The organism is Rhodococcus globerulus NBRC 14531 (assembly GCF_001894805.1).
Taxonomy (GTDB): domain Bacteria; phylum Actinomycetota; class Actinomycetes; order Mycobacteriales; family Mycobacteriaceae; genus Rhodococcus_F; species Rhodococcus_F globerula.
The window spans coordinates 377505-398895 of the sequence record NZ_BCWX01000003.1; the positions used below are offsets into that span (position 1 = coordinate 377505).

Genomic DNA, 21391 nt, shown 5'->3' on the forward strand with positions numbered 1-21391 from the left:
GACTACCTCTGAACAAATATTTCTGACAAGTGAAAGTGCCCGGTACCGAATCCGGTACCGGGCACAGAATAGCTGGTGAAACTAAGAGGCCTGCTGTTCACGCTTGGCGGCTTCGCGGGCGAGCATGCGATCGCGCTGCTCCTCGAACTTTGTCGCCTGGGCGGCAAGTGTCTCGAGGAAGGCAGCCAGTTCTTCGCGAGTGTTCTCGCCTTCGGCGCTGAAGTCGTTGCGCTCGAAGATGTTCCACTTGCGCAGAACGGGCCAGATGACCTCGTCGAGGTGCTGACGGAGATCGTAGATTCCGTGCTTGGCCATCAAAACGCCGTTGCGACGGAAGTTGGGCATCCCAGCACCGGGCATCTGGAAATTCTGCACGATGTTCGACACGGACTTCAGTGTCTGATCAGGTGCAAGATCGAGAGCGGCGGCACAGATGTTGCGGTAGAAGATCATGTGCAGGTTCTCGTCGGCGGCGATGCGCTGAAGCATCTTGTCGGCGATCGGCTCGTTGCAGGCCTTGCCGGTGTTGCGGTGGCTGACGCGAGTCGCGAGTTCCTGGAAGGTGACGTACGCGACAGAGTGGAGAACGCCGGCTCCGTCGTCCGGGATGGGCGGGTTGTAGCCGGTGATCATGTGTTCCATGCGGTAGCGCTCGAGCTCGACGGGATCGACGGCGCGCGTGACAACCAGGTAGTCGCGCATCACGATTCCGTGGCGATTCTCCTCGGCGGTCCAGCGGCCGACCCAGGTGCCCCAGGCTCCGTCCTGCGAGAAGTTCTCGGCGATCTCGCGGTGGTACGACGGCAGGTTGTCCTCGGTGAGGAGATTGGTGATCATCGCAGCTCGGGCGACCTCGCCGAGCCGGGATTGTTCGAGACTCCAGTCTTCGCCGCCCATGGCTGCGAAGTTGCGACCCTCGTCCCACGGGACGTAGTCGTGCGGGTGCCATTCCTTTGCCATGGAGATGTGCCGGTTGACGTTCTCTTCGGCAACCGGCTGCAGTTCTGTCAGCAGTTCGAGCTGCGTCAGAATCCTCGTCATTTATTTGCCTCCGTGTTGAGTGAATGCCCGACTTCGCTCCAGCCTACGGTACCGTAGGTTTGGCCTGATCGACATGAACTGATCCCCCTGCGCGAATGTTACCGAGTCGTAGCCAGCGTACGTGGACGGAAGATGGACGCAGTCTGAATTGTCCGATGCGTTCCATTCGCTTGTTGCCGAGATCATACCTGCCGGTTTGGCTGTATGTGTGAGTTTCAGGACCACATATTTTCGCGGACAAAATCACGGAAATCGCGCGCTGGCCTCGACAATTCCCGATTCTCGGTCCAGATAAGCCCGATCTTGCGTGTTGCGCCGGCAAGGGGAACGAACACGATTCCCTCGGCCCAGATGGGCGGATCCTGAATCGGCATGACGGCCACGCCCAGGGATGCGGACACCAACCCGCCCACAGTTGCCAGCTCACTGCTCTCGAAGACGAAATCCGGGGTGAATCCGGCCGCGGCACACATCTCGTCGAGAATTCGCCGCATGCCGAAGTCCAGCTGCATTCCGATGAATTGCTCGCCCGCAGCGTCGGCCAGATCGACCTCGGGCAGGTCCGCGAAACGATGTCCGAGCGGAACGGCGAGGGCAAGTTTTTGCTGCGCTATCTGAGTCCATGCGAGTCGAGGGTTGTCCGGCTGCGGCGACACAAGCGCCAAATCGGCGTCGCCGGTGATAACGCGATCACTCAGGAACTGCGCTCGATCCTGATGGAGTTCGAAGCGAACACCCGGATGTTCGGTTCGATATGCCCGAATCATGCGCGGAATCAACCAGGTTCCGAACGAATGGAGGAAGTCGAGTCGCACCGTTCCGGTGTCTGGCCCGGCCAGGGCGTCGATCTGGCGCAACGCGGAATGGAGTGTGTTCAGGGCGCTGGTTGCATGTTCGTAGAGGATGCGGCCGTACCGATTGAGTGTGAGCCGACGGCCGTGTCGGTCGAAGAGCGGCACACCAACGGATCGTTCGAGCCGTGCGAGTTTGCGAGAGAGCGTGGGCTGCGACAGGTGAGTGATATCCGCCGTCGCCGTGACCTGTTGGGTTTCAGCCAGCACGACAAACCACTCGAGATCGTCCGACAACATCACAGGTGGAAGCCTATATGTCTCGGAGGTATGTAGAACAGCAAATTAATGCATTTTCTTTTGTTGTCATGGGCGCGGAAGATTCTTGCCGGAGGTCGTGTCGATGAGCATGTCGGTAGAAATCAGCGCAGGAACAGAAGTCGGCGCAGGAATCGCGTCGTACCGCCGGGGATCCGCCGGATACCGCGCGGTGACGCTTGCATTGTTTGCAGCGGGATTGACGACGTTTGTGTCGATGTACTCGGCTCAGGCACTGCTGCCTGCGTTTTCGCACTCTTTCGGAGTCTCGCCCGCGGTTTCGGCCCTGTCCGTTTCGGTGACGACGGGCATGGTGGCATTGGCGATCATTCCGGCGAGTGCATTGTCCGAACGCTTCGGCCGGACCCGCGTCATGATCTTCTCGGCAATCACGTCGTGCGTGATCGGTCTCCTGCTGCCGATGAGTCCGACAATCGAGATTCTGCTGGTGGGCCGAGCGTTCCAAGGCGCTGCGCTGGCGGGAATTCCGGCGGTTGCCATGGCGTATCTCGCGGAGGAGATCGACCCGAAGGATTTAGGCGCAGCGATGGGGCGCTACGTTGCGGGCACCACCGTCGGCGGATTGATCGGACGGTTGATCCCGGCTGCAGTGGTCGACGTAAGTTCTTGGCACTGGGCGCTTTTTGCGGTCGCACTGCTCTCGACGGTCTTTGCGATCGTCATGACCAGGACCCTGCCGGAGTCGCAATTCTTCCAGCCACAACCGGTATCTGTGCGACGGCTAATGTCGAATCTGCGCGTTCACCTTGCGAACTCGGCGCTGCGGACGCTTTTCGCGCTGGGTTTCATTGTGATGGGCGCATTTGTTTCCGTCTACAACTTCCTCGGGTTTCGTCTCGCTGCAGCACCTTTCGGCCTGTCCGAGGCGGTGGTGGGGCTGGTATTTCTGTTCTATCTCGCGGGAACCGTGACATCGACTGCGGCCGGCGCTGCCGCGGACAGAGTTGGGCAGCGGTGGGTGTTGCTTGGCTCCGTATCGGTGACAGCGCTAGGTCTCGCGTTGACCGTCCCCGACAACCTCGCGCTGACGTTGGTGGGGATGTTGCTCTTCACCGGAGGGTTCTTTGCCGCGCATTCCGTAGCCAGTGGGTGGGTCGGCCGACTTGCCCGAGTCCATCGGGCGGAAGCGTCGGCGCTCTACCTGTTTGCCTACTACGCCGGTTCATCCGTTGCCGGCGTTCTGGCAGGTTCAGCCTTTGCGGTGGGCGGCTGGAATGGCGTCAGCATCTTTGTCGCCTGTTTGCTTGTGGTGGCAATGGGATTGTCGCTGAGGATGTTTCGGTCCACCAGGGTTGACTGATTCCAGTTGCGGCGGCACTTCGGCCGCCGCAACTGGGGTTATCGCCTACTTCTTGCCGCCGCCGAGGAGTCCGCCCAGCAGATCGCCGATGCCGCCGCCACCGGAGCCGCCGAGGAGACCGCCGAGTGCTCCGCCGATGCCGCCGCTGGAGTTTCCGCCGCCGAGAAGTCCGCCCAGAAGATCTCCGATGCCGCCGCCCCCGGCAGCCTGCGTCTGAGCTGCCGATCCGCCGCCTGTGAACTGCTTGGCGAGGTACGCCAGCACGATCGGCGCGAGAATCGGGAGTAGCTGCTTCACCAGATCGTTTCCGCCGCCGACGCTACCCAGCGTGCTGGCCACCTGATCGGTGTTGTTGCCGAAGATGTTTGCCACGATCTTCTGACCGTCAGCGGTGTCGACCTTGCTGATGTCGATGCCGTCGTCGAGGATCGTGGTGTTGGCGTGCGACTGCAACGCGCTTTCGAGCGACGCCGCGCCGGCCTCGCTGTCGGCATTGGCGCCGAGACCGCTGACCAGCGTGGGAAGTGCCGATTTCACAGCAGTTTCCGCGGTTGCCTGATCTACGCCGAGTTGCTGCGCGATCTGGTCGATCGGGATCTGTGAGAGAAGGTCGTCAAGCGAAGCCATTCGATGCCCTACTTTTCTGGGGTCCTACTTGTCAGCACCCGGTTGATGCAGACACTAGTGAATGTTCGAGACCGTCGGTAGCTCGGATGTTGCGGAGGTGTCATCGTTGGGTTTTTTCTCGGGGGACCAGACATACGAGAAGCGCAAGTGCGAGGCCGCCGACGGTCAGAATGAATCCTGTCTGATTCGTCAGGATCGTGGAGTAGTTTTCCCTGATGATGTTGTCGAATTGCTCATTGACGCGGTAATAGAAGGTGCCAAGACTGGCGAGTCCGACAATCACTCCGATCCACGCCGCGAGGCGTGAACCGAACACTGCCGCAATCAAGATCGCCACGCCGGACCCGAGAAGAAGAATCATCATGGATCGGTAGAACGGTACGGACTGATCGGCGATCTGCTCGATAGCCCAGCCGGCTGGAAAGCCATCTCGTAAGTCTTCGAGACGGACATCTGCGGGTTTCACTCCGGCCAATATCGACATGAACGAGCCGACCGTCACGGCGATACCGCAGATCAGCAGAACCACATGTACAAACGTGCGCATATCACTCTCCCGAAGGATCGGTGAACGTCTAACGCGGTCGAGTTACGAGCCTAGCGACGACGCGCGTGCTTTCGACAGGCTTTTCCTGGACGGCCTGAGTTGACCATGCACAATGTCACCATGGCGGACAATATGCGTCGACTCGAAGAGATCTCGCTGAGCCTTCCCGAAGCACAGCGCGTCGACATCGAAGCGTGGGACGGGCATCCCACCTTTCGAGTGCGTGGCAAGAACTTCGTGTTCTGCAACGCCGATGCCACGTCGCTCACGATCAAGCTGAGCAAACCGGAAGCCGAGGCGGTGGTCGCGACCGAATCACGAGCAACTGCGGCAGGGTACGGGTTGGGTCGGCACGGTTGGGTTGCTCTCGATCTCAGTGGCAGGATCGAGGGAGAGTACTGGGATCAACTCGAGGAATGGATCTACACCTCGTACACCCTGGTTGCGCCGAAAAAGCTGGCTCGAATAGTGCTCGACGGGGATGCTGCGGGCGGTAACCCGATAGATTCGTGACGACACGTACGCCGATTAGACGAGGATTGGTCATGACGACACAGCAAGCACCATCGGCTGCCACGACATCCGGCATGCCGCCATGGGCGAAAAAGGCCATCATGATCGGCGTGGCGGCCGTCGTTCTGGTCATCACCTACTTCATTCTCGCCGCGTACCTCCCACGCTGGTGGTCTCAGCGGATTGCGTCGCTCGCCGACGGCAGTTTCAGTGGCGGCATTGCGTGGGGCGTGATGTTCGGACTCGTGTGTACGTTGGTCCCGCTGCTCTTCTTCCGCGCAATCTGGCAGGTGCGGAAACGGAAACATGCGCGGCCGATGCAGATCGGTGCTTTGGTGCTCGGTGTGATTTTTGCTTTGCCCAACTTGCTGACGCTGAGCATCGTTCTCGGAAACAGCAATGCTGCGCACGCCGGCGAGCGAGTCCTCGACGTCGACGGTCCTGGATTCCGCGGCGCCTCGGTACTCGGCGCGATCATCGGTGTCGCGCTGTTCGTCGGCATCGTGTTCCTGGGCTACAGGTACAAGAAGCGTGGCAAAGAAATCGACAAGATGCGCGGCGACCTGAAGCAGCACGAACCGCAGAGCAAGGGCGAAGCTCCGGCTCCCGAAATGTGACCTACCAGAACAGAACAGGCTTGATTACTTTTCCAGCTGCCTGATCTGTGACGGCTCTGTTGATGTCTGCGAACGCATAGGGCGTCACCAGTCGGTCGATCGGAAATTGTCCGGCGGTGTAGAGATCGACAAGCCGGGGAATGAACGTAGCTATGTCGGAATCACCCTCGACGCATCCTCGAATAGTCTTCCCGTTCAACATGATGTCGGCCATGTTCACGATGAGGTCGTGGGCTCCGAGCCCAACCACGACCAGTGTTCCGCGGCCGCGAAGTGATGTCACGCCCTGATTGACAACCGCACCGATTCCGGTGGTGTCGAGGGAATGAGTCGATCCGCCGTCGGTGGCGTCGCGCACCGCTGCCACAACGTCGTCGGAGCCGGGATCGACAACAACTGCGCCGAACTCTTCGGCCAGCTTCCTACGTTCGGGTACCGGGTCGACGGCAACCAGCGTGGAAACCCCCACTGCTCGCGCCGCGAGGAGAGCCGCGAATCCGACGCTGCCAGCTCCGAAGACCACAAACGTCGAGTCGGGTTCGGGGCGAAGAGTATTCAGAACTGCGCCGCCGCCGGTTTGAAACCCGCAGCCGAGCGGAGCTACGACGGTCAGATCAACCGCAGGATCAACGACGACGGTGTTGTCGGCTGTGGTGATGGCGTATTGCGCGAAACTCGACTGACCGAAGAACGCGGACCTGATCGGAGTGCCGTTCTGGGTGATAGGTGCCGAACCGTCGGTGCGCGCACCTGAGCTGTTGAGTCGATGTGAGCGTTCGCAATACGCCCGATGCCCACTTCGGCATTGGCGGCACGCTCCGCAGCTTCGATAGCTCAGCAGCACGTGATCGCCTTCGAAGATATGGGTGATCGACGAGCCGACGGCCTCGACGATCCCCGCGCCCTCGTGGCCGAACACGCAGGGGCCGAGTTTTTTCGGTAGTGCTGACTTGGTGAACAGATCCGTGTGGCACAGACCTGTTGCGACTATCCGCACGAGGATCTCGTCGGCGCGGGGTTCCTCGATCTCGACGGTCTCGAGGGCAAAAGGGGAGTCGGGGCCGTGCGAGAGCGCGGCGCTCATTTTCCGAGTGGACATCGAATTCTTCTCCGGGCGAATCACACTCGCTCGAGGAGGAAGTAATAGTGCTGGCCGTTGTCGAGGACCAGATTCGATTTTCCGTTCATGATTCCCATGAGCGTTGTGTCGTCGACCTTCTTGAAATGGTCGAAGATCGGTGCGCCGTCGTAGACCATCGTTGCGGTGACTTCGTCGCGGAACTCGATGTTCCAGAGGCTCGCTTCTCCGTTGCCGCCCTTGATGTCAGAGTAGAGGTTCCCGTTCTCGTCTCGGCAGATCAGTGGTTTTGCGTCCTCGACCGAGTTGAAGGTTTTTCCGAACCAGCGGCTTGCCACGAGTTTGTCGTGGAGACGGTGGCCGGTAGCGAAGTCGTCACCTTTCCATTCGCCGAGGATGTCCGCTGCGTCGACGGTCTCCAAAGCAGCCCACACTTCATCGAGTTCTGTGGGGGAGACATCGTTTTCCTGCTCGCGGAGCTTTGCGAAAGCGCTACGGGCGTCGTCGAGGTTCATGGTTCTCCTTGTGGAACGGCGTTGAGAGTTTTTCCCGAACCAATTTGTTCGTGAACTCTGGACGCTACGCCGAACCGGGTGGTTCGGCAACGGTGGAATCGATCTAGGATGTGCGCATGCGTTCAGCCGGGGAAGCGACCAGGGACCGCATTCTTGCATCCGCCAAGGAAGAATTTGCCCGATACGGGTTTGCGGGCGCTCGTATCAACCGCATCGCCAAGGACGCGCGAGCGAGCAAAGACCGCCTGTACGCGTACTTCGCGAGCAAGGAAGATCTTTTCTCCGCGGTCATGGCGCAGTGGACCGTCGAGACCACGGCCGAGACCGCCTTACGTGGAGACGACTTACCTGCGTACACCGGTCGACTGTTCGACAACTACCTCGCGCACCCCGAGAATGCCCGGTTGCAGGAATGGGCGGATCTCGAAGCGCCCGAAACTGTGAGTTACCACGACATTCGACGCAACACGCTGCGCCCGAAAATTGCGGAGATTCGCCAGGGCCAAGCCGACGGGCATATCGATCCCAGCTGGAACCCGGCGGAATTGCTGATCGTGATCACCGAAATTGCCAGAACCCTGGCCCTTCCGCATAGCGGCGGTGACGTGAGACCTGGGTCGTCGAGAGCGCCGGCGCTGCGAAGGCAGACTGCCGTTGACGCAGTCCGGCGCTTGATTCGCAGTTCCTGACGGTGCGTAGGTCAGGCCTTGATCGACGGCCGACCGCTTCTGATCCGGGCTACTTCGGATCGTGCAAATTCGACTCGGTCAGTGTTGTTTCCGCGGGAATAGGCCAGAGCATCGGCGAGATCTGCCGTTGCTTCGAGCACATATCCATTTCGTTTGCGATCGGCGCGGGTTCCTGCGGATCTGCGGAAGGCCCTGCGGGCCTTGTGGTTGCCGCATACTGCTGTGAGCTCGTCATCGGTGATCACGCCATGTTCGGCTTCCGGTGCCAGAATGTCGTGCAAGAAATGACGTTCACGCGGAACGGTCAACCGAAACACCTGCAACACCAAGACAAGTGCGACGACGATGAGTACGAAGAGCAGTGGGAACATGAGTGCGCTGCCCTGTGCAAGAGCGGCGGCAGAGTCCCAGAGGCCGTGCAGAAGCATCGCCGTTGCCATCAGTGCGATGCCTCGGCCGAGTCGCCGCGGCTCGGCAGGTCGGCCGAGAAGGTAGACGAGCCCGGCGCAGAAGATTGCGCTGTACAACGTGTGTGCGGCAACTCCGACAACCATCCGCATCACAATGGTCGTCATCGCGGCGTCGATCTGATTGGCACCGAATTGTGAACCTGCCGAATTCAAGGCGTAGACAACGTCTTCGAAGAGCTGGAAACCGAGTCCGATGAACGCACCGAGAATGAACCCGTCAAACGCGGTGCGCACGAAGCGGGAGGCCAAGGCTATCAACAGGACGAGTCCCAGACCCTTGGCGGTCTCTTCGGTAAACGGCGCCGCCAGGCCTGCTCCCCAGTCGGCCGCCCAGGCTTGCCCGAACATCTTGGCGTACAACGCGAGAATGGCGTCGTTTGCATGCGCGGCCATTCCCCAGGTAGCAGCAAAGCTTCCCCACAGAAAGGCCACGACGATCAGTTTTGCCGGTTGGCGTGCATACCGGTCGATGTGGTGCGTGAACCACCAGAACGCCGCACCGTACGCGCTGAACAGCACGACGGAGAGTCCGATGGCCTCGCCGTAGGCGCCGGCACTGGAGGCCAGCATCGAGAAGAACTGGAAGACTCCGGTGGTCACCAACAGCAGGTACACCCAGAACGCGGCATTGCGCGGTTGGTAGAAGGTGAACGACCGTCCCCATCCGGAGTTTTCGATTGCCGAGACACGGGTGGCGTTCGAATCGCCTGTCGACTGCACAGTGGACATGGTCATCATGAGCCCTCTCCGGGTCGTTGGCTGATGCTGACGATCATGCGAGCAATAGCTTCGGTGGTCGAGGGGTCGATGTTGCTCGGGCCGACGGCAATCGCGCTGACACCCACTCCGTCGATCACAAAGGCAGCGATGACGCCGTCAGCGGTGGAATTCGAGTACCCAGCCATGACCCCGCGATGGCCGCTTTCGGTGATGATCACGGTGGGTTCACCGTTGACTCTGAACGACTCCCCAGACGCAAGCGCATCGGTGGTCGTCTTGATCTGCTCGAGCAGTTCGCGCGCGTCGCCGGTGAACGGTGCTGTTTTGACGGTGAAGGAGACGGCCCCGTTGGTCACCCTCGCGACATCCGGGTAGGTGCCGGTTATCGGGGTATCGGTGTCGCGAACTCCTGCGGTGATGCCCCAGCCGGGGACGGGAACGAAGGTTATTCCACCGTCGAGTTCCATGACATCTCCGGCCACGACTTCGTCGTCGTAGGACACCGAATCGTTGATTGTGGGTAGGACAAACGCCATGACGAGTGCAAACGCGATCACGACTGCGGCGGGAATCAGAGTGGCACGGTCGAGGCCCAACCATCGCCGGTCTACTGGAACCCATCGGTCGTCGGGTTCGTAGTGCGGGGGTTGTGGATCTACCCGATTTCTCGTATCGGTGTCAGACATCTGTGCGCCGGCTCCCTGCGGTGTTTGCGTCGAGTCATTCGCGCACAACAGTTTCCGCTGCGAGGGGCAGGGCTGCGGTGCTTGTCGAGAGCGAATCCGAGGGGTTGGACCTCACGAGGTAAAAGTATCAAACGGGATGTTTCCGAAAATCTCGAGCGAATGTAGTACAGCACTCCGTCGTGCGGGCAAACAAAAAACAGCCCGACATTCTCCGAAGAGGTGCCGGACTGTTGTTTGGTGCCCCCAGTAGGACTCGAACCTACGACCTGCGGATTAAAAGTCCGTAGCTCTACCAACTGAGCTATAGGGGCGCGGCGCAGAGTCTAACCAGACCGCGAAGCAGGTGAAAACACCGCCCCCGTCAAATGGGTGATTCCGGGATCCTGATGACAGATTCACAAACGTGCGATTGCCTCGGAGAGCTGCTGTGGCCGAGCCTGTCTGAGCGCTATGGAAGCGTGTCAGGCGGTGCGAGAGGTGAGTTTCCGACGCGTCGCAGGATTCTGCCGGCGATCCAAAGGAGATCACGTTCGGCGTCGGTGCACTCGGCGTGGATCGCTTCGGTAAGCCATCGATTCCTCAGACGTCGATCATCGCGGAGTGCGGACGCGCCGGCGTCGGTCAGATCGATGAGGTGCGCGCGGCCGTCGGATGGATCGGATCGCCGGGTTACCAGGCCCCGAGCTTGGAGCGTTGCAATCGCTTTGGCGACCGATTGAGGCGTGACGCGCTCGAGTTGCGCGAGGGATTTGGCCGTCATGGGTCCGTGGCGGTCGAGATGTCCGAGAGCGTGGACGTGGGTGGCACTGAGGTGGGGCCCAATCCGTTCGCTATGCAGGCGTCGTGCGAAAACTCCGAGGTCCTCCGCTAGAGCGTCGATCTCGTGCTGGGTCATTGCCGCTCCTCGGTCGCCCATGAATATTAGGCAACCTAACTGTGTAGTTGATCGGTCAATGTCCGATTTTCGTCCACATATTGTGAACAAATAGTAACTGTGGTTGTTTAATCTTCTTAGGCTTGACAGCGAAGTCTCGGTGTTATGGGTGCTTAGGCATCGGTTCGAACATGGGCTCGAAACAGAGAAGCTCGGATGCGCACCCCCTGTGCCGCACCCGAGCGGCCAGAACGATACCACCCGGTGTGTTCCGGGGGTGTGCTTGCTTTTTCGGTGTCATCTGATCGAATGACACCACTAGTACTTTTGGTGGGTGTCGCGGTAAGGCTTACGTGGCGAATCCGGAGGGGATATTGTGAGCTTCCGGGGGATTGTGGGTGTCGCAGGCGGCACCTTTGGGATATCGACTCGGCGAGAGGCATAACACCGCATATGGCACGTCAACAAGAGCGTGCGCGGCGTACCCGCGCCGCCCTGGTCGAAGCGGCTGCAATCGAGTTCGCCAAGCGCGGTTACGCCGCAGCGTCGGTGAATACGATCCTCGAAGGCTCCCGTGCCACCAAAGGCGCGATGTACTTCCATTTTCAATCGAAAGAAGAGTTGGCAAGAGCGATCTTGACCGCTGCGATGGAGATGTTCACGGACGTCACCGATCAGTGGTTGAAACGGACGGACCTTGATCCGTTTCAGCTTCTTCATGGCCTCGTGCTCGACATTGCCACGCTGTTTCGAACCAACGTGATCGTGCAGGCGGAGTTCAGGCTGATTATCGAGCCGGAGTTCTATGCCGACGTGAAGTCGGGTGCCGGTCAGGTATGGGGACGCTCGGCATTCGAGTTCGCGACGCGCGCGAAGGCCGAAGGTTTGTTGCGTGAAGGCGTCGAGCCTGAGAAGTTCACGCGTGTCCTGGCCGCAAGCCTTGCCGGTCAGCGCTACATGGCGGATCTGACGTCGCAGAGTGGTGACCTTGCGCTCTGGTTCGAGGAAGCGCTCGAAGTAGTGCTCGAAGGGATGGCCAGCTCGGATTGGATCGAGAATTTTCATCGCGAGGGTTGGGCCACGGTCGAGTCCTACCTGCGGGAATAGGGTCATTTTTACTCGCTGACCTGGCGATTTGAGTTTTTCCCGTGGTGTGTCCTAAGCTATCCAAGCTCCCAACGGAATGCCGGAGGGGGTACTTGCTCGGAGTGATCCGGCGCGCCCCCTTCGTCTAGCGGCCTAGGACGCCGCCCTTTCAAGGCGGTAGCGCGGGTTCGAATCCCGTAGGGGGTACGTTTTGCGAAAGCGAAACGATGCAGTATGGTTTGACCCGCACGACACGCTTTGAGTTGCAGAAATACCCAGCTAGGACAGTGGTTTGGGAGCAGCGAGAAGATGTAGTACGGTTTCACAGCAAGGAAAAAGCAAGGCCCTGTGGCGCAGTTGGTTAGCGCGCCGCCCTGTCACGGCGGAGGTCGCGGGTTCGAGTCCCGTCAGGGTCGCAAAGCATTGTTCTCAGCCAATCGGCTGAGGGCAATGCAGTGCGATAGGCATTCGGTTCGGGTGCCGTCCGGCCAGGTAGCTCAGTTGGTACGAGCGTCCGCCTGAAAAGCGGAAGGTCGCCGGTTCGATCCCGGCCCTGGCCACCACAACTCGATAAATCAAGCTCCAGATTCTCGTTCTCGAAACGACGAAGCTGGAGCTTTTTCTATTGCCCGATTCGATTCTTCAACTGGTCGGTCGGATTAGGTCGAATTCGGTACCGGTCAGCGGGAACGTGCCGTGCGTCACTACTTGTCGAGCATCACTATTAGCCGCAGCGCCCATTCCAGGGCCGCGGGCGGTCCGGCATTCTTCGCGAAGTCCGGACCTCCTTCTCTGCGCAAGAAGGAAGTGATGGTCGACGTGACTCACTCGAGGTCCCGACGCGTCGGGAAATTCAGCCGCACAGCGGTTGCATTGTTCGGAGCCGGCATTCTGCTCGCCGGCTGTGCAAGCAACAACGACGACGGCGGCACTACCGACGGTGACACCGGATCGGCGTCGATCGTCACCGGAATGATCAATGAACAAGGCGATGCGGGCACGCCGGTTGCAGGCGGCACCCTGACGTACGGTGTCCAGGTCCTCGCATCGTCGCTGGACCCGACCAAGGTTGCAGCACGCGGCGGTTCCGGCGGCGAAGCCCTGGCGGCGGTGTACGACGTTCTGGTGAGCTACGACACGGCGACCGGTGAATTCGAACCGAAGTTGGCCAAGTCACTCGAAACCAACGACGACGGCAAGACCTGGACCTTGAAGCTGCGCGACGGCGTGAAGTTCAGTGACGGAACCGCACTCGACGCTAACGCTGTCATCGCGAGCATCAATCGGTACAACGCGGGTAAGGGCAACGGCGCAGAGCTGTGGGTCGCATCGGTCGCTTCGATGGAAGCCTCGGACGCGGCTACCGTTGTATTCAACCTGAACACGCCGTGGATGCGTTTTCCCTCGATGCTGGCACTCGGCCATGGAATGATCGTCGCCCCCAGCTCACAACAGGGTGACAAGTTCACCGCCGTTGGCGCCGGACCGTTCACCGAAGGCGTGTTCAGCCCGAGCGTCGAACGAATCTTCAAGGCCAACCCCGCCTACTACGGCGGTGCTCCCAAGCTCGAGCAGCTTCGCATGGTTGCGCTGAACGGCCCGCAGGCCAATCTCGAATCGCTGAACAGTGGTCAGCTGGACGTGGCTTACATTCGCGGTCTGACGTCGGCGATCAACTCCGCCAAGTCCGCCGGCTACCCCGGTTACATCGATGTCCTCAATGCCGGCAGTGCTGAGATCATCAACAACCGCGAGGGCCGGCCGGGTTCGGATGTTCGCGTCCGCCAGGCTATCGGTTACGCACTGGAGCCAGAGCTGATCGATCAGCGCGCGGAGAACGGTGAAGGGCTTCCGGGTTCGGAGCTGTTCGGAACGACGTCACAGTGGCACGTCGACACCCCGGGTATCGCGTACGACCCCGCCAAGGCCAAGGAACTCCTGAGCCAAGCCAAGGCCGACGGATACAACGGCACGCTCAACTACATCGTGCTCAGCGAGCCGAAGGACCATGCGATCGGTTTGGCTGTGCAGTCTCTGCTTCAGGCCGTCGGGTTCGAGGTGAACCTGATTCTTGCGAACAATGCCGGCGACATCGTTCAGAACGTCTACGTCAAGAACGATTTCGACCTCGCTCACGCCGGTATCGGTCTGTACGAGTCGATTCCCGACCTTGGTCTGTACTCGACCACCAACAGCACCTCGAAGTCCAACACTGCGGGTTACGCCAACCCCGCTATGGATCAGTTGATCGCTGATCTGCAGCAGGCGAAGGACAACGCGTCGGCGCTTGCCGTGATCAGCAAGATCCAGACCCTGTGGAACGAGACGGTTCCGTCGGCACCGGTCGGTGGATTGGCTTCTTTCTGGGCTTGGCAGAAGAACGTGCACGGTGTGGTTCCGACTGCAACCGGCATCATGCTGTTCGATCAGGCATGGATGGGCGCGAAGTAGCGTCCCAGCGCACACCGAGAGCCCCGTCCGACGCGAGTCGGGCGGGGCTCTTTGGTGTCGCACCCCAAGTGTCGCATCAGGGTTTTCTGCGTAGGTGAAGGAGTAACGCCGGATTTACACGAGAGCAATGCCGCCGACCAATTCGATCTGGAAACTGTGTGTAGTCGCAGACGCTGATCTGCGGCCGACCCGCCCGCTCAGGTTCTGACGCGGTGACGATCCTGTGGTTCGCAGCCGCAGGAACAGGGTGACGGCCCGCGCAACTGTTGCGCGGTTCGTTGCGCCCTGTCTACGTCCCGAGAGAAGAGCGGTGCGAATCGATGTCGCCACACATTCATGTAGATCTTCTGATCACTCACGCGTATCTGTACATTGACCGCAATACCGAACTGGCAGACGGCTGGTTGGCGGTTGTGGATGGACGCGTTCATTCCTTCGGTCCTACTGGATCAGCCGAGCCCAGCGCAGATCGGAAGATAAATGCCGCAGGATGTTTGGTCACTCCAGGCTTGGTCAACGCACACCACCACATGTATCAGAACCTCACGAGGTCCTTCGCGCCTGCGGTGAACGGCACTCTGTTCGAGTGGCTGACAACTCTGTATCCCATCTGGTCGAAACTCGAACCGGAAGCAGTACACGCGTCGACTTATGTGGCGATGGCGGAGCTTCTCCTGGGAGGCTGCACGACGTCGATGGATCACATGTATGTCCATCCGAGACCAGAGTTGATCGACGCACAAATTCAGGCGGCCACCCAACTCGGATTCAGGTTCCTTGCAACTCGAGGTTCGATGACCCGCTCTACTGTGGACGGCGGACTTCCTCCGAAATCTGTTGTTCAGGACAAAGATACGATTCTCGCCGACAGCGTGAGACTGATCGAGAAGTATCACGATCCTAATCCAGGTGCGCTGACTCGCGTAGCTCTAGCTCCCTGCTCACCATTTTCGGTGACAGAAGAACTGATGCGTGAGAGCGCAGAACTGGCCGAGGCGTACGACGTCCGCCTGCACAGTCATCTCGCCGAGGACATGGACGAGCATGCGTATTGCCTTCAGACATACGGGTGTACTCCGGTCGAATATCTCGAACGAACAGGATGGGCCGGATCACGTACGTGGGTAGCGCATTTCATCTATCCGAGTTCATCCGAGCAGCTTCGTCTGGCTGCAGCCGGAGTCAGCGCGGTCCAGTGCCCCAGTTCCAACATGATGATCGGTGGTGGCAGTGCCGATGCGTCGTTGTTGCGCGGCATCGGTATGCAGGTCGGACTCGGATGTGATGGATCGGCGTCCACTGATCACGGGTCGATGTGGCTCGAATCGCGAACTGCGTTGTTGCTCGGTCGGTTCAGGAATGGGCCGGCATCGATGACTGCGCGCGATGTCCTGGACATGGCAACGCGAGGTAGTGCCACCTGCCTGGGGTGGGATGACGAGATCGGCCACTTGCGCGTCGGCGCCTGCGCGGATCTTGTTGTGTGGGAAGCAGAGCCGTTGGCTTTGGCGGGTGCGCTGACAGATCCCGTCGAAGCCTGGCTTCGGTGTGGACCTGCGCGAGCAGGTACGACGGTCGTCGCAGGCAAGGTCCTGGTCGACGGTGGGCAATTGTGCGATTCGGCTGTGGCCGGCGTTTTACGAACGCACGACACTCATGCACGCCGGATGCAGTCGCTTCTCTGAAACGACAGCTTTTCCTTCACTTTTCAGTCCTCCACACGAAACCTGACTCGAATCGAGATCACCCATGTCTTTGTCACATGAAAGTACGGACGGCAACCTGTCAGTCGAGGGTGCCGATCAGAATCTCACGATCGATACCGAACAATCGATTCCCTTGCCGAGGAAGGTCGCTTTAGGCGCGCAGCAGTTGCTCGTCTCGAACGTCTGGCTCGATCCGCTGTTCATCGGTAGTGCAGCAGGTCTCGGAGCTGCTCTGTCCACCAATCTCCTGACGGCGACGCTCCTGGCGGCTGGAGTTGCAACGCTCCTGCAGACCACCAAGCTGGTCAAACTACCTGTGGTGGAGGGGCCGTCGTCGGCTTTCTCTCCGTTGGCGATCGCATATGCGAAGGCGGGTTCCCTCGCCGCCGCGGGTACCGGTTTGTTGATCGGCGCCGCAATTGTTCTGTTGGCTGCTGCTACAGGCGTTCTCGGGAAGATTCGCAGAGTATTGAGTTCCGCTGTCACGGGGACAATCATTCTGCTGGTAGGGCTGTCGTTGGCCGGGTTCACTATCCAGGAATTCTTCGGTATGCCAGGCACCGAGAACTTTGCTACGCCCTCGACGATTCTCATCGCTACCGTGACCACCGCTGTTGTCGTTCTTGGCGGAATGTTCACCGGCAAATTTCGCTCATTCTGCTTTCTGATCGCACTTGTCGTGGGAAACCTCCTCGCGTTCGCGTTGGGGCGTCTCGACTTCTCCGGTGTGTCGGCGGCACCGTGGCTTCGATTCCCGACGCTACTGCCGTACGGATCGTTGACCTTTGATCTCGGCATCACCGTGACCATGTGCATCGTGTTCTTCGTGGCCGTCGTCGAGGCGATAGGGATCTACGAAGCAACAGCGCGTCTGACGCGACTCCCTCTGACGGCCCGACAGATCAACGCGGGTGTGGCGGGCGAGGCAGGAGGCTCGATGTTGTCGGCTCTGTTCGGCGGGTTCGGTACGACCGCGTACGCCCAGAATCTTGGTGTCGTTCGGATTACCGGCATCGGAAGCAGATTTGTGGTCCGTGTTGCCGCGTTGATGATGATCGCACTCGCGATGTTTCCCAAAGTCGCGGCAGTTCTGGTCACGACGCCGGCGCCGGTCATCGGTGGACTCTTCCTACCCGCGGCCGCGACGGTCGTCATTACCGGGGCGCAGGCAGCGTTTCGTGATCGTGGTAACTCGACGCACAATCTGATTGCCCCGCTCGCGCTGATGGCAGGACTCGGAGTGCCGGCGCTCACCGGGTCGCTTGTCGGGGTGTGGCCGGAACTCGTAGTGCAGTTAGCGACTCAGGGCATCGTTGTCGGCGCCGTCGTTGCAATCGTGCTCGAGTGTCTCTTTGTCGTCATTCCGAATGCGCTAGCTCGACGAGGTAACCGGAAAAGTAAGAGCACACTGTGATAACGGTGTGGCCTGTGAGACCAGTGTTACCCACGAGTTAGAAGTCGTGGGACGATACTGGTGTGGTGACCGATCGGAGCGATGGCAAAGGGAAGCGTCGTGGGAGCAGCGAATCAGCTAACTCGCGCAGCTCCTCGGATAAAGCTGGCCGCGAGTCGATGAAGTTCCGCGCCCGCGCCACGACGTGGACCAGTCGGCCGTTGTCCGACTTCCACATGATCGTCGGCTTGGTCGTCCTGATCGTGGCTTTCGGTTTGCTGATGGTGCTGTCGTCGTCGAGCGTCGAATCGTATGTCCTGTCCGGTACGTCGTACGCGCGGTTCTGGCCGCAGTGCATGTTTGCCGCCATCGGTCTGGTCCTGTTTGTGGCCGTCGTGCGAGTTCCGACCGAGCTGATGCGCAAATATTCGCCCTGGCTTCTGATCTTCTGCCTGATACTGCTTGTGCTGGTCCTTATTCCGGGAATCGGTTCGGAACAAATGGGTGCGCGTAGCTGGTTTGTTGTCGCTGGAATTTCATTCCAGCCGTCGGAACTTGCGAAGCTGGCCCTTGCAATTTGGTCGGCAGCGACGGTGGCGTCGTTCCTCAACGCACGTATCGACGTCAACCGGGCTCTGCCGGTCATCGGTGGCACGACGCTTCTCGTCCTGATTCTTGTCGTGTTGGAGAAGGACCTCGGCACCACGATCACTATCGGCATCATCTTCATGTCGGTGCTGTGGTTCGGGCTGTTCCGGTTGCGAACGTTTGTCATGTTGACCGTGGGGTCCGGGGTGGCGTTCCTTGTCCTAGCGCTTACTGCCGGCTACCGCTCGGATCGAATCAAGGCCTATCTCAATCCGGACCTGGATCCGCAGGGACTGAATTTTCAGAGCACTCAGGCAAAATATGCGTTGGCGAACGGCGGTATCTTCGGTCGTGGACTCGGGCAGTCCGACGCGAAGTGGAGTTATCTTCCGCAGGCACACAACGACTTCATCTTCGCGGTTATCGGGGAAGAACTCGGCCTGATCGGTGCGCTCATCGTGGTGGCGCTCTTTGCTGCTGTCCTCGTTGTCGGGCTGAGGATCGCCAAGCGGTCCACAGATCCCTTCCTCAAGGTCATGACGGCAACTGCGACGACGTTGATCGTGATGCAGGCCTTCATCAACATCGCGTACGTGGTCGGGCTCATTCCCGTCACCGGGTTGCAGCTGCCGCTCATTTCGGCCGGCGGTACGTCGATGATCACGACACTGCTGATGTTCGGGCTGATCGCGCACGCTGCGTTCCGTGAGCCGGAGGCGGTCGCGTCGCTCGAAAGCGCAAGCCGTGGCTGGGTGCCCTTCGTGTTCGGCAAACCTCGATTCGGTGAAGCCAAGAAGCCGAAGAAGGCGCCGCAGGGTCGAGTGCGCGAACGCCCGCAGCAGCAACGTCGAGGAGAGCAAGCGCGCCGATCCCCACAGCAAGAACGCAGGCGGCCGGCGCAGCCGGAACCACGCCGGAGCAGTCAACCCGATCGACGACGTTCCGTCCGACGTGACGGTGACGACGATCGTCAGTATCGCGGCGGCACCCGTCCCCGGCGCGCTTCCTGATTACCGTCGGGCGTCGGGATCCCCGGTAGGCGACTACATTGGAATCTGAAATCGGCGTCGGAGAAGGTTGTGGGCATGGCAGGTGGCGATAAGCTGGATCAGTCTGTGGTGGAACGAAGCTCGGTGATCGGGCGTCGTACGACGCCGTCGCAGCGAGCACGTTTCCATCGGATTGTCGACGCTGCAATGGAATCCGCGTCCGAGGGTGGGTATGACGCGGTCCAGATGAGGTCGGTTGCAGAGCGGGCCGGCGTGGCGATCGGGACGGTGTATCGGTACTTCCCGTCGAAGAATCACATGCTGGTCGTGGCGTTGGTATGGATGTTCGAGGGTCTGCGCGACAGGTTTCACGACTACGAAATCCCAGGGGAAACTCCGTCGGATCGAATTCTGTTCGTATTGAGGAAGAACACGGAAATCCTCGAGACCGATCATCCTCGTTACGAGGCGCTGGTTCGCGCGTACATGTTTGCGGACGCGTCGGCGACCCCGGAACTCAACGCACTGGGTGACGTCGTAACGGAGATGTTCGCGAAGTCGATCGGTGTCGAGGAGATTTCCGAGCAGCAGATGGATGCGGTGAAGGTCATCAACGACGTCTGGATGTCTTCTCTCGTGTCTTGGGTCGCCGGCCGGATGACCAGCGATCAGGTGATGGCGCACTTGGAACTTGCCGTGCGCTTGGTGTTTCGTAAGTTGGGCGGGTAGCCCGTCAGACGGAGTATCCGCCGTCGACGTTGAGTTTCTGGCCGCTGATGAAACCGGCGGCATCGCTCGCGAGGAAATGTACGGCTTCGGCGATGTCGGTCGCGGACCCGAATCGCTTCAGCGGAATTCGACTCATGGTGATGTCGAGAGCGGCTGGATCGAGATCGGCTGACGCGATGAGTCTTTCGGCCATGCCGTCGGTCAGCATGCCGGGGCCGACGGCGTTGAAGCGAACGCCGTAGCGCCCTTCTTCGGCGGCAAAGCCGCGGACCAGTTGTTCTACAGCGCCTTTGGTGCCAGCCGAGAGCCCGTCGCGGACCGGGAAGCGGTCGGTTGCTGCTGTGGTGACTGCCACGACGGATCCCGACGATGCGCGCAGCGCCGGTAAGGCCGTGTGTACAAGGGTAAAGAATGCTGCGGCTTCTTGATTCAACTGCTCGGCGAACGTGGTGGGGGAGACTCGCGACAGGTGGGTCATCGGAACGTGTGGTCCCGCTGCGTGCACAAGAGTTGTCAATGATCCGAGGTCGTCGATCGCGGACCGCGCCGCCGCGGCAATGGACGATTCGCTATCGAGATCCATCGGGTAGGAAAGTGCGCGGACTCCGAGTGATCGGATTTCTGTGCACAGCTGTTCGGCGGCATCCGCATTACTGCGATAGGTGAAGGCGACGTCGTGTCCGCGGGCGGCGAGTGTGCGGGCGATTGCAGAGCCGATACCGCCGGTTCCGCCGCTGATCAAAACGGTGCGCACTGCATTCATGGTTGTCTCCCGGGTTCCGCGGTTGATGGTCTTCGCATTCAACCTAGCAAGTGCTTGGTTGGCGCGGGTAGGACAGGCTCAGATTGCTATCGCAGACGGGAGCGGAACCCTAATCTCAGTGTTATGTCCGATAGCGTGCAGGTGGCCGGAGAAGTGCCGAGTGACGGATCCGAACCGCAGATCCCCAGCCTCAACAACCGTTTGAACTGGCTTCGCGCCGGGGTTCTCGGAGCGAACGACGGCATCGTGTCCACTGCGGGATTGGTGATCGGTGTCGCAGCCGCGACAACCGAACGTTCCGCGATCTTCACCGCAGGCTTTGCGGGCTTGGTCGCCGGAGCGGTGTCGATGGCTCTCGGTGAATACGTCTCTGTCAGCGCGCAACGCGACACCGAGCGTGCGCTGCTGAAGAAAGAGAAACGAGAACTGCTGGAAATGCCCGAGCAGGAGTTCGCGGAACTTGTCTCGAACTACGAGGCAAAGGGTTTGAGCACCGAGACCGCCACCAAGGTAGCCGAGGAACTCACCGCACACGACGCATTCGCGGCGCACGTCGAAGTCGAGTTGAAGATTGATCCGAACGACCTGACGAACCCCTGGCATGCAGCAATCTCGTCGGCGGTGTCCTTCACCATTGGTGCAGCCATTCCGTTGATCGCGATTCTCTTGCCGCCAACGGGAACCCGGGTTCCCATAGCGTTTTTCGCGGTGCTTGTCGCGCTGGCGTTGACCGGCACGATCAGCGCGACGCTCGGCGGCGCCCGTAAGACCCGAGCGATCTTGCGGGTGGTTCTCGGCGGCGCTCTGGCGATGGCCGTGACGTACGGCGTCGGCCAGTTGGTGGGTACCGGGCTCGATTGAGCTGTGCGCCTTCGTTAA

The 21391-nt window shown here is 60.1% G+C and carries 21 protein-coding genes and 4 tRNA genes; 14 read left to right on the plus strand and 11 right to left on the minus strand.

What is annotated here, in order from left to right; all coding sequences use genetic code 11:
* Positions 1–81: 81 nt before the first annotated feature.
* Complete coding sequence (locus RG2_RS17005) at positions 82–1041, minus strand: acyl-ACP desaturase (protein WP_033233981.1); 960 nt, start codon at positions 1039–1041, stop codon at positions 82–84.
* Positions 1042–1256: 215 nt separating this feature from the next.
* Positions 1257–2132 (minus strand): LysR family transcriptional regulator, encoded by an 876-nt coding sequence (locus tag RG2_RS17015; protein ID WP_033233983.1) that lies wholly within the window; start codon positions 2130–2132, stop codon positions 1257–1259.
* 103 nt (positions 2133–2235) lie between these two features.
* On the opposite strand from RG2_RS17015, the gene RG2_RS17020 reads away from it, so the two are divergent.
* Positions 2236–3471 carry an MFS transporter gene (locus tag RG2_RS17020; protein WP_165826325.1) on the plus strand — a complete coding sequence of 412 codons (1236 nt, stop codon included), beginning with the start codon at positions 2236–2238 and terminating at the stop codon, positions 3469–3471.
* A gap of 45 nt (positions 3472–3516) precedes the next feature.
* On the opposite strand, the gene RG2_RS17025 is transcribed toward RG2_RS17020, so the two are convergent.
* Both RG2_RS17025 and RG2_RS17030 read right to left on the minus strand, forming a co-directional pair.
* Positions 3517–4098, minus strand: coding sequence for a DUF937 domain-containing protein (locus RG2_RS17025; RefSeq protein ID WP_033233984.1), 582 nt, complete (start codon positions 4096–4098; stop codon positions 3517–3519).
* Between the two features lie 100 nt (positions 4099–4198).
* On the minus strand, positions 4199–4645 hold the full coding sequence (locus RG2_RS17030) for a hypothetical protein (RefSeq protein ID WP_033233985.1): 447 nt from the start codon (positions 4643–4645) through the stop codon (positions 4199–4201).
* A gap of 120 nt (positions 4646–4765) precedes the next feature.
* On the opposite strand from RG2_RS17030, the gene RG2_RS17035 reads away from it, so the two are divergent.
* Both RG2_RS17035 and RG2_RS17040 read left to right on the plus strand, forming a co-directional pair.
* On the plus strand, positions 4766–5158 hold the full coding sequence (locus RG2_RS17035; RefSeq protein WP_033234342.1) for an MmcQ/YjbR family DNA-binding protein: 393 nt from the start codon (positions 4766–4768) through the stop codon (positions 5156–5158).
* A 32-nt stretch (positions 5159–5190) separates the two neighbouring features.
* Positions 5191–5775 (plus strand): hypothetical protein, encoded by a 585-nt coding sequence (locus RG2_RS17040; RefSeq protein WP_033233986.1) that lies wholly within the window; start codon positions 5191–5193, stop codon positions 5773–5775.
* 1 nt (position 5776) lies between these two features.
* On the opposite strand, the gene RG2_RS17045 is transcribed toward RG2_RS17040, so the two are convergent.
* Together RG2_RS17045 and RG2_RS17050 are read right to left on the minus strand one after the other, a co-directional pair.
* Positions 5777–6874, minus strand: coding sequence for an NAD(P)-dependent alcohol dehydrogenase (locus RG2_RS17045; RefSeq protein ID WP_033234343.1), 1098 nt, complete (start codon positions 6872–6874; stop codon positions 5777–5779).
* 20 nt (positions 6875–6894) lie between these two features.
* Positions 6895–7368 carry a DUF4334 domain-containing protein gene (locus tag RG2_RS17050; protein WP_033233987.1) on the minus strand — a complete coding sequence of 158 codons (474 nt, stop codon included), beginning with the start codon at positions 7366–7368 and terminating at the stop codon, positions 6895–6897.
* Positions 7369–7484: 116 nt separating this feature from the next.
* Here RG2_RS17050 and RG2_RS17055 point away from each other — a divergent pair, with 116 nt between their 5' ends.
* Positions 7485–8057 carry a TetR/AcrR family transcriptional regulator gene (locus tag RG2_RS17055; RefSeq protein ID WP_033233988.1) on the plus strand — a complete coding sequence of 191 codons (573 nt, stop codon included), beginning with the start codon at positions 7485–7487 and terminating at the stop codon, positions 8055–8057.
* Positions 8058–8068: 11 nt separating this feature from the next.
* On the opposite strand, the gene RG2_RS17060 is transcribed toward RG2_RS17055, so the two are convergent.
* From RG2_RS17060 to RG2_RS17075, 4 genes are all read right to left on the minus strand, one after another.
* The gene (locus tag RG2_RS17060; protein ID WP_371851323.1) at positions 8069–9265 is read right to left on the minus strand and encodes a PrsW family intramembrane metalloprotease; all 1197 of its coding nucleotides are present in this window, start codon (positions 9263–9265) and stop codon (positions 8069–8071) included.
* The gene (locus tag RG2_RS17065) at positions 9262–9933 is read right to left on the minus strand and encodes a hypothetical protein (RefSeq protein WP_033233990.1); all 672 of its coding nucleotides are present in this window, start codon (positions 9931–9933) and stop codon (positions 9262–9264) included. The genes RG2_RS17060 and RG2_RS17065 overlap by 4 nt, the downstream gene beginning before the upstream one ends.
* Before the next feature lie 235 nt (positions 9934–10168).
* Positions 10169–10244 (minus strand) — tRNA-Lys (locus RG2_RS17070).
* A 137-nt stretch (positions 10245–10381) separates the two neighbouring features.
* The gene (locus tag RG2_RS17075) at positions 10382–10828 is read right to left on the minus strand and encodes a MarR family winged helix-turn-helix transcriptional regulator (RefSeq protein WP_033233991.1); all 447 of its coding nucleotides are present in this window, start codon (positions 10826–10828) and stop codon (positions 10382–10384) included.
* A gap of 432 nt (positions 10829–11260) precedes the next feature.
* Between RG2_RS17075 and RG2_RS17080 the strand changes: the two genes are divergently transcribed.
* The 9 genes from RG2_RS17080 to RG2_RS17120 all read left to right on the plus strand — a co-directional run bounded on the left by RG2_RS17080 (position 11261) and on the right by RG2_RS17120 (position 19749).
* Positions 11261–11914, plus strand: coding sequence for a TetR family transcriptional regulator (locus RG2_RS17080; protein WP_033233992.1), 654 nt, complete (start codon positions 11261–11263; stop codon positions 11912–11914).
* A gap of 113 nt (positions 11915–12027) precedes the next feature.
* A tRNA-Glu gene (locus RG2_RS17085) sits at positions 12028–12100 on the plus strand.
* Positions 12101–12235: 135 nt separating this feature from the next.
* Positions 12236–12309, plus strand: a tRNA-Asp gene (locus RG2_RS17090).
* Positions 12310–12379: 70 nt separating this feature from the next.
* Positions 12380–12456 (plus strand) — tRNA-Phe (locus RG2_RS17095).
* A gap of 133 nt (positions 12457–12589) precedes the next feature.
* Complete coding sequence (locus RG2_RS17100; RefSeq protein WP_230590113.1) at positions 12590–14344, plus strand: ABC transporter substrate-binding protein; 1755 nt, start codon at positions 12590–12592, stop codon at positions 14342–14344.
* 320 nt (positions 14345–14664) lie between these two features.
* Positions 14665–16029, plus strand: a complete 1365-nt coding sequence (locus tag RG2_RS17105) for an 8-oxoguanine deaminase (RefSeq protein ID WP_033233994.1) — start codon at positions 14665–14667, stop codon at positions 16027–16029.
* 64 nt (positions 16030–16093) lie between these two features.
* Positions 16094–17464, plus strand: coding sequence for a uracil-xanthine permease family protein (locus tag RG2_RS17110; protein WP_080711707.1), 1371 nt, complete (start codon positions 16094–16096; stop codon positions 17462–17464).
* 158 nt (positions 17465–17622) lie between these two features.
* Positions 17623–19041 carry a putative lipid II flippase FtsW gene (gene ftsW, locus RG2_RS17115; protein ID WP_033233995.1) on the plus strand — a complete coding sequence of 473 codons (1419 nt, stop codon included), beginning with the start codon at positions 17623–17625 and terminating at the stop codon, positions 19039–19041.
* Between the two features lie 75 nt (positions 19042–19116).
* Positions 19117–19749, plus strand: coding sequence for a TetR family transcriptional regulator (locus tag RG2_RS17120; RefSeq protein ID WP_033233996.1), 633 nt, complete (start codon positions 19117–19119; stop codon positions 19747–19749).
* 4 nt (positions 19750–19753) lie between these two features.
* Here RG2_RS17120 and RG2_RS17125 read toward each other — a convergent pair whose 3' ends face one another.
* Complete coding sequence (locus tag RG2_RS17125; protein WP_033233997.1) at positions 19754–20512, minus strand: SDR family NAD(P)-dependent oxidoreductase; 759 nt, start codon at positions 20510–20512, stop codon at positions 19754–19756.
* 123 nt (positions 20513–20635) lie between these two features.
* Here RG2_RS17125 and RG2_RS17130 point away from each other — a divergent pair, with 123 nt between their 5' ends.
* The gene (locus RG2_RS17130; protein WP_051730461.1) at positions 20636–21373 is read left to right on the plus strand and encodes a VIT1/CCC1 transporter family protein; all 738 of its coding nucleotides are present in this window, start codon (positions 20636–20638) and stop codon (positions 21371–21373) included.
* The last annotated feature ends 18 nt before the right edge of the window (positions 21374–21391 follow it).

Coding starts and splice junctions, on each gene's coding strand:
- RG2_RS17125 (WP_033233997.1), bottom strand. CDS start 20,512: ATGAATGCAGTGCGCACCGTTTTGATCAGCGGCGGAACCGGCGGTATC.
- RG2_RS17055 (WP_033233988.1), top strand. CDS start 7,485: ATGCGTTCAGCCGGGGAAGCGACCAGGGACCGCATTCTTGCATCCGCC.
- RG2_RS17060 (WP_371851323.1), bottom strand. CDS start 9,265: ATGATGACCATGTCCACTGTGCAGTCGACAGGCGATTCGAACGCCACC.
- RG2_RS17045 (WP_033234343.1), bottom strand. CDS start 6,874: ATGTCCACTCGGAAAATGAGCGCCGCGCTCTCGCACGGCCCCGACTCC.
- RG2_RS17035 (WP_033234342.1), top strand. CDS start 4,766: ATGGCGGACAATATGCGTCGACTCGAAGAGATCTCGCTGAGCCTTCCC.
- RG2_RS17130 (WP_051730461.1), top strand. CDS start 20,636: ATGTCCGATAGCGTGCAGGTGGCCGGAGAAGTGCCGAGTGACGGATCC.
- RG2_RS17040 (WP_033233986.1), top strand. CDS start 5,191: ATGACGACACAGCAAGCACCATCGGCTGCCACGACATCCGGCATGCCG.
- RG2_RS17030 (WP_033233985.1), bottom strand. CDS start 4,645: ATGCGCACGTTTGTACATGTGGTTCTGCTGATCTGCGGTATCGCCGTG.
- RG2_RS17020 (WP_165826325.1), top strand. CDS start 2,236: ATGAGCATGTCGGTAGAAATCAGCGCAGGAACAGAAGTCGGCGCAGGA.
- RG2_RS17005 (WP_033233981.1), bottom strand. CDS start 1,041: ATGACGAGGATTCTGACGCAGCTCGAACTGCTGACAGAACTGCAGCCG.
- RG2_RS17025 (WP_033233984.1), bottom strand. CDS start 4,098: ATGGCTTCGCTTGACGACCTTCTCTCACAGATCCCGATCGACCAGATC.
- ftsW (WP_033233995.1), top strand. CDS start 17,623: ATGAAGTTCCGCGCCCGCGCCACGACGTGGACCAGTCGGCCGTTGTCC.
- RG2_RS17110 (WP_080711707.1), top strand. CDS start 16,094: ATGTCTTTGTCACATGAAAGTACGGACGGCAACCTGTCAGTCGAGGGT.
- RG2_RS17050 (WP_033233987.1), bottom strand. CDS start 7,368: ATGAACCTCGACGACGCCCGTAGCGCTTTCGCAAAGCTCCGCGAGCAG.
- RG2_RS17075 (WP_033233991.1), bottom strand. CDS start 10,828: ATGACCCAGCACGAGATCGACGCTCTAGCGGAGGACCTCGGAGTTTTC.
- RG2_RS17120 (WP_033233996.1), top strand. CDS start 19,117: ATGGCAGGTGGCGATAAGCTGGATCAGTCTGTGGTGGAACGAAGCTCG.
- RG2_RS17015 (WP_033233983.1), bottom strand. CDS start 2,132: ATGTTGTCGGACGATCTCGAGTGGTTTGTCGTGCTGGCTGAAACCCAA.
- RG2_RS17105 (WP_033233994.1), top strand. CDS start 14,665: ATGTCGCCACACATTCATGTAGATCTTCTGATCACTCACGCGTATCTG.
- RG2_RS17080 (WP_033233992.1), top strand. CDS start 11,261: ATGGCACGTCAACAAGAGCGTGCGCGGCGTACCCGCGCCGCCCTGGTC.
- RG2_RS17065 (WP_033233990.1), bottom strand. CDS start 9,933: ATGTCTGACACCGATACGAGAAATCGGGTAGATCCACAACCCCCGCAC.